13 protein-coding genes are annotated in these 16,857 nt (G+C 36.3%); 2 read left to right on the forward strand and 11 right to left on the reverse strand.

All coding sequences use genetic code 11. The annotated features are described in order from the left end of the window. Positions 1-77 precede the first annotated feature (77 nt). Together EZV73_RS06675 and EZV73_RS06680 are read right to left on the reverse strand one after the other, a co-directional pair. On the reverse strand, positions 78-4,334 hold the full coding sequence (locus EZV73_RS06675; RefSeq protein ID WP_240839473.1) for a 2-hydroxyacyl-CoA dehydratase: 4,257 nt from the start codon (positions 4,332-4,334) through the stop codon (positions 78-80). Positions 4,335-4,692: 358 nt separating this feature from the next. Next, on the reverse strand, positions 4,693-5,043 hold the full coding sequence (locus EZV73_RS06680; RefSeq protein ID WP_240839474.1) for an MGMT family protein: 351 nt from the start codon (positions 5,041-5,043) through the stop codon (positions 4,693-4,695). A 25-nt stretch (positions 5,044-5,068) separates the two neighbouring features. Here EZV73_RS06680 and EZV73_RS06685 point away from each other — a divergent pair, with 25 nt between their 5' ends. After that, positions 5,069-5,728, forward strand: coding sequence for a uracil-DNA glycosylase (locus tag EZV73_RS06685; RefSeq protein ID WP_240839475.1), 660 nt, complete (start codon positions 5,069-5,071; stop codon positions 5,726-5,728). Positions 5,729-5,786: 58 nt separating this feature from the next. Here the strand turns inward: EZV73_RS06685 and ptsP are convergent, their stop codons facing one another. The 8 genes from ptsP to EZV73_RS06725 all read right to left on the reverse strand — a co-directional run bounded on the left by ptsP (position 5,787) and on the right by EZV73_RS06725 (position 14,534). Then, positions 5,787-7,469 (reverse strand): phosphoenolpyruvate--protein phosphotransferase, encoded by a 1,683-nt coding sequence (ptsP, locus tag EZV73_RS06690; protein ID WP_240839476.1) that lies wholly within the window; start codon positions 7,467-7,469, stop codon positions 5,787-5,789. Continuing rightward, complete coding sequence (locus tag EZV73_RS06695) at positions 7,469-8,551, reverse strand: DUF871 domain-containing protein (RefSeq protein WP_240839477.1); 1,083 nt, start codon at positions 8,549-8,551, stop codon at positions 7,469-7,471. The genes ptsP and EZV73_RS06695 overlap by 1 nt, the downstream gene beginning before the upstream one ends. After that, positions 8,548-8,853, reverse strand: coding sequence for a PTS lactose/cellobiose transporter subunit IIA (locus tag EZV73_RS06700; RefSeq protein ID WP_240839478.1), 306 nt, complete (start codon positions 8,851-8,853; stop codon positions 8,548-8,550). The genes EZV73_RS06695 and EZV73_RS06700 overlap by 4 nt, the downstream gene beginning before the upstream one ends. Positions 8,854-8,858: 5 nt before the next feature. After that, positions 8,859-9,167, reverse strand: a complete 309-nt coding sequence (locus EZV73_RS06705) for a PTS sugar transporter subunit IIB (RefSeq protein WP_240839479.1) — start codon at positions 9,165-9,167, stop codon at positions 8,859-8,861. A gap of 8 nt (positions 9,168-9,175) precedes the next feature. Further along, positions 9,176-9,442 carry an HPr family phosphocarrier protein gene (locus EZV73_RS06710; RefSeq protein ID WP_240839480.1) on the reverse strand — a complete coding sequence of 89 codons (267 nt, stop codon included), beginning with the start codon at positions 9,440-9,442 and terminating at the stop codon, positions 9,176-9,178. Positions 9,443-9,551: 109 nt separating this feature from the next. Further along, entirely contained in the window at positions 9,552-12,215 is a 2,664-nt protein-coding gene (locus EZV73_RS06715) for a sigma 54-interacting transcriptional regulator (protein ID WP_240839481.1), read from the reverse strand. Between the two features lie 81 nt (positions 12,216-12,296). Next, positions 12,297-13,553, reverse strand: coding sequence for a PTS sugar transporter subunit IIC (locus EZV73_RS06720; protein WP_240839482.1), 1,257 nt, complete (start codon positions 13,551-13,553; stop codon positions 12,297-12,299). Between the two features lie 219 nt (positions 13,554-13,772). Beyond that, complete coding sequence (locus EZV73_RS06725; protein ID WP_240839483.1) at positions 13,773-14,534, reverse strand: DeoR/GlpR family DNA-binding transcription regulator; 762 nt, start codon at positions 14,532-14,534, stop codon at positions 13,773-13,775. Between the two features lie 201 nt (positions 14,535-14,735). On the opposite strand from EZV73_RS06725, the gene EZV73_RS06730 reads away from it, so the two are divergent. Beyond that, positions 14,736-16,025, forward strand: a complete 1,290-nt coding sequence (locus EZV73_RS06730) for a 6-phospho-beta-glucosidase (RefSeq protein ID WP_240839484.1) — start codon at positions 14,736-14,738, stop codon at positions 16,023-16,025. 29 nt (positions 16,026-16,054) lie between these two features. Here the strand turns inward: EZV73_RS06730 and EZV73_RS06735 are convergent, their stop codons facing one another. After that, positions 16,055-16,840, reverse strand: coding sequence for a hypothetical protein (locus tag EZV73_RS06735; protein ID WP_240839485.1), 786 nt, complete (start codon positions 16,838-16,840; stop codon positions 16,055-16,057). Positions 16,841-16,857: the final 17 nt, after the last annotated feature.

Genomic DNA, 16,857 nt, shown 5'->3' on the forward strand with positions numbered 1-16,857 from the left:
AATTTACCACAATAAGCATAAGAATCAACTATTACAACTATAGAATTTCTAAATAGATAAAGCCCGATTTCTCGGGCTTATTGAATACTTGTAGTTCTATTGTCTTCCTTAGTCTGTTTTTCTAACTTCTTAAAGGCTGCAGATAACATGAGTTTTATTCTATTAATCTGATTGACCTCAGATGCACCTGGATCATAATCAATTGGAACAATATTACTCATTGGATAAGAGTTTCTAAGTTCTTTAATCATACCCTTACCAGTAATATGGTTTGGTAAACATCCAAATGGCTGTAAACAAGCCACATTATCAACACCTGATTCTATAAGCTCAACCATCTCTGCTGTTAAGAACCAACCTTCACCGGTTTGGTTACCGATAGACAAGTGACGTCTTGCAAGATCAGCCAGATGCTCTATTGGCTCAGGCGCTGTAAACCTTTTACTTTCATTCAGAGCTTTTCTCATGTCATTTCTTAAGCTTTCTAAAAACTTAATAGCCGTTTGGCTGACAAGTTTGCTCTTTAATGAACCTGATAACTCCTCGTACTTATAAACGTTGTTGTACTGAGTATAAAGAACAAAGTCATACAGGTCAGGCATAACTGCTTCTGCACCCTCTGCTTCTAAAAATTCCACAATTTGATTGTTGGCAGTTGGATGGAACTTAACTAGAATTTCTCCTACAATACCCACCTTAGGTTTGATCATGTTTTCATGAATTGGCAGTGTATCAAACTCCTTAACGACCTGTGGAATCAGGTCTTTAAACTTCTTGCCTTTGCCTCTGATGGTATCTTTAAAGATTGCCACCCACTTTTCATATAAAGCATTAGCAGAACCTTCTTCAAGTTCGTAAGGACGTACCTTAAAGAGCATTCTCATTAGAAGGTCACCCATTAAGACACCGTCACCTAGTCTTCTTAAAAGCTTTGGTGTCAGTTTAAAACCAGGGTTTTTCTCAAGTCCAGCCACATTAAATGATACTACTGGAATATGGTCCATTCCTAAATCTTTTAGGGCCTTTCTTATAAAAGCAATATAGTTTGTGGCTCTACAGCCACCGCCAGTTTGAGACATAATAACAGATACATTGTCTAAGTCATATTTACCAGACTTCAAAGCCTCAATGATCTGACCAACGGTCATAATAGATGGATAACAAGCATCGTTATGAACCACCTTAAGTCCTTCATCTATGGCACCTGCATCTACAGAAGGCAAGAGCTCAACATTGTAGCCATCTTCAACCAGGGCTGTTTCTAAAAACTGAAAATGAATCGGTGCCATTTGTGGAACCAAAATGGTATGTTTCTTCTTCATTTCCTTTGTAAAAACAGGTCGCGGTTTATTGTCATAAAGCTTCTTCGGTAAAATGTTATTTTTATCTCGCTCATTAATAGCAGCTATTAAAGATCTCACACGGATTCTAGCCGCACCTAAATTAGAGATTTCATCTATCTTAATGGTCGTATATAACTTATTATTCTGATGTAAAATTTCTTGAACTTGATCTGTTGTAACAGCATCTAGACCACAGCCAAATGAGTTTAATTGAATCAGTTCCAAATCTTTATGGCGGGCTACATAGTCAGCAGCCTTATAAAGTCTGGTATGGTAAACCCATTGGTCCACAGCTCTGATAGGTCTCTCGATGGTCAAATCTCTAAAACCATCTTCACAAAGGACTGCAAAACCATAAGAATGGATCATTTCATCGATACCATGGTTGATTTCCTTATCCAAGTGATAAGGACGACCTGCCAAAACAATGCCTTTTATTTTGTTTTCTTTGATGTAATCAAGTGTCTCATAAGTTTTGTCTTTTATATCTTGCTTGTACTTGTCCAGTTCTCCATATGCCTTATCAAGCGCAAGTTTAAGTTCACCATCATCAATGCCTTCAGCACCAAGTTCTTGAACCAATCTCTTGTACATTCTCTTAGGATTGTCTATTGGCAAGAATGGATGATAGAAAGTAACAGACTCGTCTTTCAGTCTTTCTAAATTGGCCCAAATGGTCTCCGGATATGAAATAACAACTGGGCAATTATAATGGTTGTTTGCCTCAGGATCTTCCTTGATATTGTAAGGAATAGAAGGATAGAAAATCTTCTTCACGCCAGCGTCCAATAAGTCCTCTAAATGCCCATGCACCAGCTTGCCTGGATAACATACAGATTCTGATGGAATAGACTCTAGTCCCTTCTCAAATATTTTTTTAGAAGAACGTCCTGATAGTTTTACCCTGTAACCCAGTTCTGTAAAGAAGGTAAACCAAAATGGATAATCTTCATACATGTTTAAGACTCTAGGCAAACCAATTTCACCACGTTTGGCTTCATCGATTCTTAATGGCTTATAGCCAAATAATCGCTTGTATTTATAATCGTACATATTCGGTGCCTGATTTTTCTTCTTAACTTCACCTGCACCTCTTTCACAACGGTTACCTGAATAGAACTTCTTACCGTTAGAAAAAGTCGAAATGGTCATCAAACAGTTGTTACCACATAGTTCACAACGTTTGAGTGAATTTTCTACAGAAAATGATTCTAGATCATTTAAAGAAATCATGTCAGATTGACCTGACTCATCTCTTTCTTTTGCAATAATAGCAGCACCAAAGGCACCCATAAGTCCAGAAATATCTGGTCTAATCACTTCTCTGCCTAAGATGATTTCAATACCACGAAGGACAGCTTCATTGTAAAAAGTACCGCCCTGTACAACAATCTTCTCACCCAAATCTTCAGGGCGTTTCATTCTGATAACCTTAAATAGAGCATTCTTAATAACAGACAGTGATATACCTGCAGAAATATCCGCTACACTGGCCCCCTCTTTTTGAGCTTGCTTGACCTTCGAGTTCATAAATACAGTACAACGCGTACCTAAATCAACAGGATGATCTGCCTTTACACCCAGTTTTGCAAACTCTTCTACATTAAGCTCTAGTGACTTGGCAAATGTTTCTATAAAAGAACCACAGCCTGATGAACATGCTTCATTTAACATAATGGATTCAATAACACCACCTGTGATCTTAAGACTCTTCATGTCCTGACCACCGATGTCTAGAACAAAGTCTACACCATTTAAGAAATGATCCGCCGCTGTGTAGTGGGCTACCGTTTCAATCTCACCGTGGTCTATACGAAGTGCCTCTTTAATCAAGTGCTCACCATAGCCTGTTACCGTTGAACCAGCTATATAAGCTTCAGGATGCATCTTGTCTTTTAAAACCTTTAAGGCCTCTATTGTAGAAATCAAAGGCTTGCCTTGGTTAGAACCATAATGAGAAAAGAGCAAATTCTTATCCTCATCCACTAGGATAACCTTTGTGGTCGTCGAACCGGCATCTATACCAAGATAGGCTTTGCCCTTGTAATTTTCTATGTCATTTCTACCCACCTTATGTGAATCATGTCTTGTCTTAAAAGCTTGATAGTCTTCATCTGATTCAAATAAGGGTGGTAAAGTAATTTGTCTTGCATCATCAATAGAATAAATCTTGTTGATGTTCTTATACAATTTATCAAATGTCTGAGCCGTACCTTTTTTAGATATAAGTGCTGAACCCATGGCCACAAAGTACTGAGAGTCATCTGGAAAAATGACATTCTCATCTGTCAACTCAAGTGTTTCAATAAATCTTTTTCTGAGTTCAGACATAAAATAAAGTGGACCACCTAAAAAGGCAACCTTACCCTTGATGGGTCTACCTTGTGCTAGACCACCTATTGTCTGGTTGACAACAGCCTGTAAAACAGACACGGCTATATCTTCCTTAGAAGCACCTTCATTTAAAAGTGGCTGAATATCTGTTTTTGCAAACACCCCACATCTAGATGCTATGGGATAAATTGTTTTGTAGTTTTTAGCCAGTTCATTTAAACCGGAAGCATCCGTTTGTAAAAGTGATGCCATTTGATCTATAAATGCACCTGTACCACCTGCACAAGTACCATTCATTCTTTGTTCGACGACGTCACCAAAATAAGTGATTTTTGCATCTTCTCCACCTAGTTCAATGGCTACATCTACCTCAGGTACAATTTCCTCAATGGTCGATGTACATGCAACTACCTCTTGAATAAAAGGTGCGTCTAACTTTTGTGATATATTCATACCTGCTGAACCTGTTATATGAATAGTTCCAACTTTTTTTATCAGCAGTTCTTTAGCATTCTCAAACATTTGAAATACAGTATTCTTAATATCAGAAAAATGTCGATTGTATTCTTTATGAACAACATGGTTGTCATTGTCGAGAACAACAAACTTTACTGTCGTTGAACCAACATCAATCCCAATACTATATGGTTTACTCATAATTCCTCCATTTACCTCGCTCAACCCGTAATTTCATCTTATCTCATTTTAATAAAAAAGTTAATATTAATCACATTAATAATTCATAAACTGTTCAATAAAAAACTTAAAAAAAACCTAAATAAATTTAAAAAACTATTAAATTCATGGCCTATTGACACATAAAATGTATGATATAATGACTGTGAAACATCATTTAGCAAGATCATTCGGCCAAAGGCATCAAATTCACAGAAAGTGATGACCCCAATAATAATTCTACCCATTTAGGAGACTTTGTAACGGCAATTTAGTATTAAGATACAAAATGTGAAATTATTTATCTTCCTATACATAAAAAAAACTGATAAAAATCAGTTTAATGTGAAGCATATGCTTCTAGATCAATGAAGTCAAAGGGTACAAAATCAATGTCCCAGAGATAGACTTTTAAATCAACGGTATAATCATTAACAACAACTCCTTCTCCTTCAAGGAGAATCTTCTGCATAAATGCACCCTCAGGATCTCTTAGGGATATTTGTCCTTTAGAGTTGATGATTCGATGCCAAGGTAGATTATAAGTATTGGACATAGATCTTAACAACCAGCCAACTTGTCTCGCTGCACGAGGACTGCCGGCTAATCTTGCTACCTGACCATATGACAGTACCTTGCCTTTTGGGACACTTACAATGACCTTTAAAGCTTGCTCAGTAAATATATTCATAACTAACCTTTCTATGGAGGAAACTATGCTTAAAAATTATTTAAACGACGATTGGTATCAGATTCTAAAAGAAGAGTTCGATAAAGATTACTTTAAAGAACTGGAATCTTTTTTAGATGATGCCTACGAAAATCATACCATCTATCCAGAAAAAAGTCATATTTTTCATGCTTTTAACCTAACACACTTTATAGATGTAAAAGTAGTCTTAATAGGTCAGGATCCTTATCATGGTCAAAATCAGGCTCAGGGTCTCAGCTTTTCAGTGCCAATGGGTGAAAAACTGCCGCCATCACTTAAAAACATTTTCAAAGAACTTCTAGATGATGTCGGCATTACCAAGATACATGGTGATTTGGAAGAATGGGCCAAACAAGGCATACTTATGATCAACGACGTCTTAACAGTTGAAGCATCCAAGGCAAGATCTCATAGAAACAAGGGCTGGGAGCACTTTACTAAGGCTGTCATTGAATCACTTAATGATTCAGATCATCCAATTGTTTACATACTATGGGGCAATGATGCTATAAAGAAAGAAAAAATCATTGATAAAAAACATCATATCATCAAAGGCCCGCATCCAAGTCCACTATCATCTTACAGAGGTTTCTTTGGCAGCAAACCTTTTTCTAAGGTAAATGATTATCTTAATCAAGACAATTTAGGTTCAATAGAATGGTAGATCATTAAGCAAATTTTTAAATAACAAAACACTGATACTTTAAGATCAGTGTTTTGTATTATACCCAATTTAACTTTTTAAGATAATCTTCAATATCATCTGACTTGTCCATACGCATGATAGATGCCAGCTCCCTTTGGCTAGATTCTTTATCTAGTGACCGAATAATTTGTCTTGATTTCAAAATAGAAGACGGACTCATACTAAACTCATCTAGACCCATGGCAAATAAAATAGGAATCAGGTCTTCATTGCCTGCAACCTCGCCACACATGCCAACCCAAATGTTCTCTTTGTGGCCATTGTCTATTACTGTCTTGATCAACCTCAATAAAGCTGGATGATAGGGTGTATATAAGTCTGATATGGTCTCATTCATTCTATCAACAGCTGTAGTGTATTGTATCAAGTCATTGGTTCCAATTGAGAAAAAATCAACTTCCTTTGCAAGAATATCAGAAATTATAGCAGCAGATGGAATTTCAATCATCATACCAACTTGGTAATCGCCAACTTCTTTCATTTGTGAGGCCACATCATTTACAAGTGCTTTTGCCTTTAATAATTCTTGTAGGGAAGATATCATTGGAAACATGATTTTCAAATCACCATGTAGACTCGCCCTTAAAAGTGCTTTTATTTGTGTTCTAAAAATATCTTCATGGTCTAGACAATACCTGATGGCCCTATAACCTAGAAATGGATTTTCTTCTGATGGAAAATCTAGATAGCTTAAATGCTTATCACCACCAACATCTAAGGTTCTGATTACTACTGGCCCATCCATTTGCTCAAGTACCAATTTATAAGCTAGGTACTGTTCTTCCTCAGTTGGAAGGCTATCTCTGTTCATATATAGAAACTCTGATCGAAACAGGCCAATACCTTCCCCATCATTTTTAAGGACATTTTCCATATCCTCTGGCTGACCAATGTTACAGCCAAGAGAAACTTGAATACCATCTTTTGAAATTGATTTTTTACCTATAAGGTTCTTTAAGGCATTTTGTTTCTGCATGTATGCATCTCTTGATTTATTAAAATTCTCTAACTCTTTACTATCTGGATTTATGATGATGTCACCAGTCTCACCATTAATTAAAAGGTAATCATTTTCATGAATGATATCAAATAGATTTGAGACACCAACCACAGCTGGTATTGAAAGTGTTCGAGACATAATTGCTGTATGTGATGTAGAACCGCCTATGGCAGTAATAAAACCTGAAACCTTATCCTTGTCCATACTTGCTGTATCTGATGGTGTTAAATCATGTGCAACAATTATCAGATCTTCATCACCTGCAACTTCCATATCTTTAACACCTATCAATAACTTAATCAAACCATTGCAGACATCTTTGATATCTGCTGCACGTTCTTTCATATAATCATTATCCAAAGACTCAAACATCATTACCATGTCATCACGCACCAACTTAATAGCATATGCAGCCGAGTAGCCTTTATCTTCAATCAATGACTTTATCTTATTTAAAAGCTCAGGGTCTGTTAACATCATCTGATGTGCTTTAAAAATCTGACTTTCCTCTTTGCCTATTTCATTAAATGTTTTTTCTTCAATTCTCTTTAGTTTCTCCATAAGTGAATGACAAGCTTCAGTTAACTTTGTCTGTTCAAGCTTACTGTCTGTCGTCATTTCCTTATTTGGATCTTCAAAAGTTCTTTTTATAAAAACACGCCCAGCTCCATAGCCAGGCGATGCACCTATTCCCTTCATCATACCTCACTTTTTATTAACTTAAACTTCTGCCAAGGTTTCACCCTATCTAACAAGTAAATCTCATCATCAGAAATTTTGCCAACAATACTTGTTTTACCGGAATTTTTCATATCTTTTAAGGCAATTTGTAATTCCCCGGCATATCTGGCATACAGGGAAGAATCAATCAAGATATCACCTTTTTTTATGTCCCTGATATTCTTAGGTTCAAAATACTCCCCCCTATACTTGACTCTAGACTGTGTTGACCGAATCATATAAGCGCTTACATCCCCCCTATTGAAATGAGGTTCTTCTAGTACAATGGTCTTCTCTAACTCGGTGATGTTTTCTTCAAGGCTCACCCTAAACTCTATCATTTCCTTTGTCAATTCAGACAAAAGCTTAAGTTCACTTTCACTGGCAAATGCATTCCCAATGATAACATCGTCAATCAATCCACTAGAAAACAAATCCTTGGCTTGGGTAACAATATCTAAGTCTCTATGAGACTCTAATGTACACAGACCTTCCTCAACTGGCCAGGGTCCAAAGCGGGCATGTTCAGAAGAGACAAATCCTGCTGTGTGAATACCTAAATCGCTAAACTGCTGAGAACATTTCATAAAATGCTCATTTGAAAGGCCAGTATATCTATGTGGATAGAAGTTGTGACAGCCATATAGGTTTTCTTTTACAGGCTGATAACTCATAATAGTTTCTAAATACTTAGTACCATTTGACATATTGATTTCAATCTTCAAACCGTAAGGATTGGCAGTCATAATGCTTTCTTCATTGCCTGTAAAACCAATATCTAGACGAATACCACTTAAACCTAAATCAACAAAAGGCTTCAAATCATGGACACTTGCCTGCATCTTCTCAAAAACCTCAGGACTAATGTCTGCTATGACTTTCATATTACATTTACCGGCTTCAACCATGATGCATTTGAACTTCTCAAAATCCTCATCTTTAATAGATATAAAACATGTGAAAATCCTTGTAAATCCATATTTAGAAGCCAATTGAATGTAGTCTATGATTTCCTGCAAACTCCCATGTTCAGGATAAATAGAGATACCCAACCCTCTCATGATTTCACCTGCTCATATAAATCAACAAACTCTGCCGCTAGATCCTTCATTAAAATTGCATTCATTAAATGATCCTGTGCATGAACAAGTAGAATGGACATCTCCACCTTTTTTCCACTGGCCTCAGACTGAATTAAAGAAGTTTGAGTCTTATGAGCTTCTTTAAGACTTTCTTCTGCATTTTTAATGGCTTGTCTTGCAGCAACTATATCACCTGCTTTAGCATGTTGAATGGCCTCCATAGCATCTGATTTAGCATTGCCACTTGCTGTTATTAATCCAAAAATGATCATTTCATCCATTCTTATTACTCCTTAATTAAATCAAGCGCTGCCTTTAAAACGGCTTCACCATTTAGCGTTCCATAATGCATACTGTTAATCACTTCCACTGGAATAGATTTTGGTGCTAACGTTTTAGTTAATTTAGCCTTCAAATATCTTACTTGTGGTCCTAATAATAGAACAGAAATTTTATCATAATGATTACTTGCATCCATTTCAGATACGGCAAATATGTTTACATCAATATTTTGTGCCTTTGCAGCTTCATTCATTTTTACAACCAACAAACTGGTTGACATACCAGCAGAACATACCAACATAATATCTTTCATAAACCCTCCTACTCGTTTTTTAAATCTTCTTCAATAAGTCTTCTCAGTGCTTCCGCTGCATCCTCTTCATCAGGACCATCACAGGCAACAACTATTTGGTCACCCTTTACTACACCTAAACCGAGAATACCAATAATACTTTTACCATTGATTTCTCTACCATCTTTTTCTATAAACACCTCAGACTCAAAAGCTTGAGCTTTGGCTACCAATAAACTTGCTGGTCTAGCGTGCAAACCAGAACTTCCTTCTACTCTTACAGTTACTTTTTTCATGATTACCTCCTCACAGTAGTATTAAGCATGAATCGTGCCAACTTAAACGTGTAATTTTCAACGTTTCTAAAGGTTCACACTGAAATTTCACACTTTACACACTGTGCATTTATTGCACACTAGTATTTTCAATTAACATTTTACATAAGTAGGCAACTTCGTCATCATTTATCTGAATTTGATAAAAATCTTCCATGGCATTTAAGCAGGTTCTAATTTGAATGAACTCACGTGTATACTTCTCCTTAAAGGCCTCTAAATTATCAAATGGAGTTGCCGGTTTTTCCTTTAACAATTTTTCTACTAAAAAGCTCATATGAAGTACAATACCTGTTTTAACATCATGAGCTATCTTTATCTGCAGTTCCAGTTCTACATCGAATAAGAAATTTCTTAAGAGGCCCATGAGCTTATCGATATTGGTTATGGTTATATGCTCTTTTAAAGACTGTACTATTTTGTAGTAGCTATCTTCTTCTAAGACTATTTTTTCAATGCGGTCAAGCCCACTTCCAGAGAATATATCAACAGCAGACACAAAGGTAACGCCAGAAATATCAATGTCTATGGTACCTACTATGGCTAGTAGGCGGTATTCCTTTTGATAATCTTCTATTTTTTGAAGATATTCTTTCCTATTTAATATGTTTATAGATTCTACACGAACATGTTCCAAGTAAGGTATTTTCTCTTGCAAGACCTTCTTTAGTTTTTCAGCCGCACCTTCACCTGTAAAACATGCTGTTAGTATAAGAGATTTCTGGTGGAGCTTCTTTTTTCTTTTCCGTCTGTTTCTTTGCTGCATTTCCCTACATGAGTTGAAGATCTCATTGATGTCTCTGCCTAAATCTGCCTTTCTGCAGGCTTCTAAAACAACTGGTGTACTCACCATATCAATGACTTTTATCATGACACCGGTCTCTTCATATATCATGTCTCCGAAGTTTAGCAAAGAACCCATATCAACCAAAAGCATAATACCATCATAAGCCTTCAGTTTGATGACTTCTGATTTCACAATTTCATACATGTCTTCAGCCTTCATACTTAAAGACATATCTAATCCCAGTACATTTTCAGCACTTACAAGCGATTTTGCAACTTGAACCATACTGGTAGCAGTAGACATACCATGGGTTACAACTAAAACATAAACGCCATTGTTGCTGCTTTTATTGAATTGATCCGATTCACTTGCCAAGAACATCGTTAAATAGCCAATTTCATCCAGTGGGACTTCTATTTCAAAAGTCTTATCGATGATCTTGGCAATCTCCATTGCAATGATAAACTCTTGATCGTACTGGACTCTTATGAGATTAAGTTTGGGATTAAAGATCCGCTTGCCACTCCTGATTCGTTCGATGCTCGAATGAAGATGTAACGACAAGCCAAATAAGATGCGCTCATCATAAATCCTATTCAGACGTTTGCCTGCAAAATCCAAGACCTTTTCTACCACATCTATAATCGTTTCATCAACTATGCCTTTTAATTCATCCAGCTTTAAGTTGCCGATGTATTTCTTAAAATAGCTTTCTATATCAATATTGAGCAGTTGATTGATTTCGTCTTCACCCATGCCAGATGCTTTTAAGGCACTCACCTTTTCATCAATCATATTGTAAAAATAAGTTTCATCCTCTTGTGAAACATCATACTCAGGAGATTCATCATAATAAAATCGTAGAATATCTCCCTTATGTTTCAAGAGGTTATCAATATCATCTCGGTATTCTTTTATTTTCATCATGCCTCTTTTAACATGATGAGGTAAATCCATCTGGCTTATCAGAATATAAGATTCCTCTTGAGACTTGTAGTTTAAAAAGGCTTTGGCACAAGCCAACTGAATGTCACTTTTTAACTGACCGATGTTATTGGAACACTCATACAACAAGAAGGATATAAGTGATTGCTTGTTGATGTAGATGCTTTTATTGACTCTCTTGGATTCTTGATTGATAAATACCTGAATCAATTGATATCTTTCCTCTAATAATCTTTCAGATAAAGGAGGAAGAAATATGGTCATAGGTATTCTTCTTGTGAAAGTCTTCAATAGATAGGAACCTGGATCTTCGGTTGTTGCTGCAATGATTTGTACATCCGCAGACAGTGTGGCCTCAGTTTCGCCTAGGGGTCTAAAAACCTTCTTATCAATGAATGTAAACAACATCTCTTGGCCTTCTGGTGAAAGGCGGTGGACCTCATCTAAAAACAAGATACCCCTATCAGCCTTTAAGAGAAGACCATCTTTATTTTGATCTGCACCAGTAAAGGCACCTTTTTTTACACCAAAAATCTGAGCTACTAGAAGCTGAGGATTGGATGCATAGTCAGCACAGTTAAAATGGATAAAAGGCGCTTTTTCTGGTATCATTTTTACTTCTTTAGCAAACTGATACATCTTTTCAGCAAACATGGATTTACCAACACCAGTCTCACCTAATAGGAGGGTGTGCAAGCCCCTAGGTGGATAGTATATGGCTGCTTTTGCCTGCTGAACAGGTATCATTAAAGACAATCCAGATCCTATAAGGCTACTGAAACTGTCACTTTCTTTTTTTTCAGTAAATGCTTTTGTTTTGAATAAAACTGGCCTACCACCGATTTTATCCACTTTCCCTTCTTCTACAAGAAGGTTTAAATAACGACTCACATTAGATCGATCGGCATCAATCACATCACAAATATCATAGGCTGAAACACCATTATCAGCCTTTTTTTCTAACTCTTTTAATGTGTCATAAATTTGATCGATTCGTTTCATCGTTACCTCCAAAGTATATAAGCTTATTCTTATAAAGCATTACAGGATGCAACAAGTTGCATCCTTAAAGTTTCATATAATCTAAACTTCAACACCATCTAATTTTTCTGCTATCAGCACAAATGGTAAATAGATAATAAATGCTACAGCCAAGTTAAAGAGTGCCAAAGCACCACCTGTAAATGAACCGCCTGTTGCCAAGTAACCTCCAAGAACCGGTGGTGTTGTCCATGGTACCATTACTGTTGTAAGTGGTACAAAACCAATCGCTGTTGCCGTAAATGCGATAATTGTTAAAACAACAGGTGCTATAATAAATGGTATAAAGAATACTGGACTTAAAACAATTGGCAAACCAAAGATAACTGGTTCGTTGATGTTGAAGATGCCAGGTGCTATACCTAATTTTGCGATATCTCTTAAATCTTTTCTTCTCTTTGAAGCCACGAATATGGCAGCCAATAAGGCGATTGTTGTTCCGGAACCACCCATATAAACGAAAGCATCAAAGAATGGTTTAGTAACAATGAACTGACCTGTACCTGCAGCATTTGCTTCTAATGCCGGTAAATACAGTGATTGCATCAGTGGCTCTAAGATGTTTGAACCATGTAAACCAAAGAACCATAAGAAATGATTAAAGAATGCTACAGTAATTGCAGCCGGTAGTGTATTGGCCATACCAATTAAAGGTTTTTGGATTGTATTCATAACAAATTCCATGATATTTGAAATCTCAAATGCTTCTACCCAAATTACTTTGATAACTGAAACAGCAACAATTGTGATAAGTGACGGCAATAAAGCTGCAAATGACTTAGCAACTGCAGGCGGTACCCCGTCTGGTAATTTAATAACCAACTTGTCGTTGCCGAATAATCTTGTAAAGAGCTCTGCTACAAATAAACCATTAAAGATTGATACAAATAATGAGTTTGTTCCTGCCCACGCATTTGGCAAGCCCCATCCTTCTTCCATACCTGGCATTAAAATAATAAATGTCGCCAAACCAAGCAAACCAGTTGCCAGTTCGTTAGAACCTTTATTCTTTGCAAATGAATATGGTATAGTAAAGGCTACCAAGTATGACATGATCATAAATGAACCTGTCCAAATGTTGCCATTTGTTGATCGAATGTAACCACCTACAGTCGTATCTAAGAACTTTGTCCATGCATCAACTGGAAAAACGTTGATTAAAACTGCAAATGAACCTGCAATAATTAATGGCATAATCGCAATGAATCCATCTCTAATTGCTACAAGATGTTTTTGCGAACCAACCTTTGCAGCGAATGGTACGAAATACTCTTCAAACCATTGTAATAAACCTTTCATGTAAACCTCCCTAAATAATATAATTGCACTTACGCACATTTAAAGCTGTATTGCTTCATGTATAGTAAAAGCAAGAGGCGTGCCAAAAGTATTTTTTGGCCAATATATCTTTCAATCTATTGAAATGACTTGATTGTCGTTTTTACACACAGTCTCTTATAGTGTGTAAATACCCTTTCTTAGAGTGTGTAAGCATTACACACTAAAAAAACATCATAATTAAATGATGTTCAATCCTAATTCATTAATTAAATTTTCTTCTTGTGGAGATAAGGGTCTTTCGCATATTAGGCAATCTAAATCGCTTAAGTTATAAAACTTGACTGTACCATGATAATCAAATTTTCGTGTTTCTGTTACCAAGACCTTTAAACTAGACTGATTCAAAATGGTCGTTTTTGTAAGGCCAATATCTTTGGTGCTAGAATACAAAGTCTGATCATCTAACCTAACGCTCATGCAAGAGATAAATGCCTTGTTAACATGGTAGTCCTTTATCAAGTCAATGGTTTCAATTCCAACAAAACCACCAATCCTTCGATTGTAGAGACCACCTACTAATATACACCTGATGTCATTGTTGGCTTCTAGTATTCTTACAATTTCAAGCATGTTGGTGATGACAGTCAACTCCTTATGACTTTTTACCAAAACTTCTGCAATCATGGCACATGTGGATGATGCATCTAAGAATATTGAATCGCCGTTTTCTATAATGGATAATGCTTTTTCTGCTATAAGCATCTTATGATCCCTATGGATGTTCATGCGGTAATTAACATTGGATGCATCAAATTTCTTTTTCTTACGTTCTGCCCCACCATAGATACGATCTATTAAATCCTTTTCCTCTAACTTTTTTAAATCTTTTCTAATCAGATCCTCTGTCACTTGAAACATTTCACTTAATGCTTTTACGTGTACCCGGCCCTGCTTATTCAGGATTTTAACAATCTCATCTAGTCTTTCATTTGCTCTCATAAAATAACCTCACTTGTAGATATTATAACATACTTTCTTAACAAGACAGCCCATATTCTCTTACCTGTTCTTAGTATAATTTTCATTTCTACCAAAGTTATTGAATTATTATCACTTGTTTTTATCAAATTAATCATATACAATTAGCACAATAAGAAATAAAATAAGAAAATCAATAACGAAACAATAAAGGAGTCTTCTATGAAAATTGCAATTATCGGTGGTGGATCCTCTTACACACCTGAAATTATCGAAGGATTCATTACCAGACACAAGGAGTTGCCCATCAAAGAAATTTGGCTAGTTGATATTGAATCGGGACAAGAAAAGCTGAATATTGTTGGCGGACTGGCTAAGCGAATGGTTGAAAAATCAGGCATCGACCTTAAAGTTCATTTGACTTTAGACCGAAAGTTGGCCCTTAAAAACTCAAATTTTGTCGTGACACAACTTAGAGTAGGTCAACTTGAAGCAAGAATCAAAGATGAACGTATCCCACTTTCATACGGCATGTTGGGTCAAGAAACAAATGGTGTCGGTGGCTTCTCCAAAGCACTTAGAACCATCCCCGTAATACTCGATATCTGTAGAGATATGGAAAGCTTGTGTCCTGATGCTTACCTTATTAACTTTACAAATCCAGCTGGCATCATTACTGAAACAGTGCTCAGACATACAAATATTAAATGCATTGGTCTATGTAATGTCCCAGTCAATATGAGAAGAGCACTTGAAAAAATTATTGGATCCGATGACTTTCTCTTTCATGCAATAGGTCTAAACCACTATGTATGGGGACATGGTGTATACCACAAGGGGGAAAATATCATACAAAAGATTCTTCCAGACTTACTAAATGACAATGAGTTTAATCCAAAAAATATTGAGGATATTCCCTATATTACTGAGCAAATACTGGCAACCAATATGATGCCTTGCTACTATCACAAATACTATTACATGGAAAATGAAATGCTCCTACATGCACTTGATGACTATGAAAGAAATGGTACACGTGGTGAAGTCGTTAAGAAGGTGGAAGATGAACTTTTTACCATCTACAAGGATATGAACTTAAAGGACAAGCCTAAACAGCTTGAACTTCGAGGAGGGGCCTATTATTCAGATGCCGCTTGTGAACTGATCAACGCCATATACAACAATAAGAAGTCACATATGGTTGTCAATGTACAAAATAAAAATACTTTACCTTTTTTACCATATGATGCAGTCATTGAAACAACATGTCTAATTACCGATACTGGCGCACATCCACTCAGTATTGACGACTTAAATGACGCCGCCAAAGGTGAACTACATATACTTAAATCATATGAACGTTTGACCATTGAAGCTGCAATCAAGGGTGACTATAAGACTGCTCTTCAAGCACTGTCTATACACCCATTAACTAGAAGTGGGCATATTCTTAAAGATACACTCGACGACTTACTTGAAGCTCATAAAAAATATCTGCTACAATTTAAATAAGACGTTAGCTTCTATGCTAACGCCTTTTTTTAAATATCTTCGATTATAAAGTAATAATCCCACCAAACTTCTATTGCCTCATGAAGATCATCCGCTCTATACAGGCGGTCTTTTCCTTTTGGAGAACCATCTTCATAACTTTCTCCCCAACAGTTAGAATCATATACTTCAAAATACAAAGTGCCATCGATATAGGTAAAGCCTTTAACAATTAGAAAATGTCCACCATCGTAATCATAAAACTTACCAATATAGGAATCCTTGTCATCCTTTTCTTCAATATAAGTTGTATCGATGCAAAGAAGGATGATATGGCCTGCTTCTAGAGTAGAGATTAATTCCATAGCACCATCATACTCATCTACATCATAGGATATCGAATGCTTATCGAAAAAATCTTTGATATCATCTGTATACCACCAACCGCCATATGATCTGAACTCACCTCTAGCCTCTTGTGCAGTAACTTCAAAATCCTCGTCCTGCCAAATGCCAGCCATGACAACAGAAGAAGGCCCGCAGTTGTTACCTGAATGTGTGCCTGTATTGCCTTGATCAACGTACCAATTATAAGGTCTGTCGTTGCTGATGCTGCTGTATTGTTCAGATTCCGATAGGTAAATCTTATTCTTTTCTAAGTCTCTTAGTATATCAATATTTAAGTCTTCTAATGAATCAACTGGAATATAAACTGATTGATTTTGAGTAATTGTCGGAATCTCTTTAAGATTAATGAAGACAGTTTCTTCTCCTGTCCCCTTAGAACTTGTGCATCCCACTAATAAAATAAATATAAATAAGATATATTTTTTCATAAGCATCACTCCTATTC

This window comes from Acidaminobacter sp. JC074 (genome assembly GCF_022496765.1).
GTDB lineage: Bacteria > Bacillota > Clostridia > Peptostreptococcales > Acidaminobacteraceae > JABXKX01.

What these genes read in the sequence shown, in the direction of transcription:
- EZV73_RS06730 (WP_240839484.1), top strand. Translation starts at nt 14,736, where the DNA reads ATGAAAATTGCAATTATCGGTGGTGGATCCTCTTACACACCTGAAATT.
- EZV73_RS06695 (WP_240839477.1), bottom strand. Translation starts at nt 8,551, where the DNA reads ATGAGAGGGTTGGGTATCTCTATTTATCCTGAACATGGGAGTTTGCAG.
- EZV73_RS06725 (WP_240839483.1), bottom strand. Translation starts at nt 14,534, where the DNA reads ATGAGAGCAAATGAAAGACTAGATGAGATTGTTAAAATCCTGAATAAG.
- EZV73_RS06680 (WP_240839474.1), bottom strand. Translation starts at nt 5,043, where the DNA reads ATGAATATATTTACTGAGCAAGCTTTAAAGGTCATTGTAAGTGTCCCA.
- ptsP (WP_240839476.1), bottom strand. Translation starts at nt 7,469, where the DNA reads ATGAAGGGAATAGGTGCATCGCCTGGCTATGGAGCTGGGCGTGTTTTT.
- EZV73_RS06735 (WP_240839485.1), bottom strand. Translation starts at nt 16,840, where the DNA reads ATGAAAAAATATATCTTATTTATATTTATTTTATTAGTGGGATGCACA.
- EZV73_RS06710 (WP_240839480.1), bottom strand. Translation starts at nt 9,442, where the DNA reads ATGAAAAAAGTAACTGTAAGAGTAGAAGGAAGTTCTGGTTTGCACGCT.
- EZV73_RS06675 (WP_240839473.1), bottom strand. Translation starts at nt 4,334, where the DNA reads ATGAGTAAACCATATAGTATTGGGATTGATGTTGGTTCAACGACAGTA.
- EZV73_RS06705 (WP_240839479.1), bottom strand. Translation starts at nt 9,167, where the DNA reads ATGAAAGATATTATGTTGGTATGTTCTGCTGGTATGTCAACCAGTTTG.
- EZV73_RS06715 (WP_240839481.1), bottom strand. Translation starts at nt 12,215, where the DNA reads ATGAAACGAATCGATCAAATTTATGACACATTAAAAGAGTTAGAAAAA.
- EZV73_RS06700 (WP_240839478.1), bottom strand. Translation starts at nt 8,853, where the DNA reads ATGGATGAAATGATCATTTTTGGATTAATAACAGCAAGTGGCAATGCT.
- EZV73_RS06720 (WP_240839482.1), bottom strand. Translation starts at nt 13,553, where the DNA reads ATGAAAGGTTTATTACAATGGTTTGAAGAGTATTTCGTACCATTCGCT.
- EZV73_RS06685 (WP_240839475.1), top strand. Translation starts at nt 5,069, where the DNA reads ATGCTTAAAAATTATTTAAACGACGATTGGTATCAGATTCTAAAAGAA.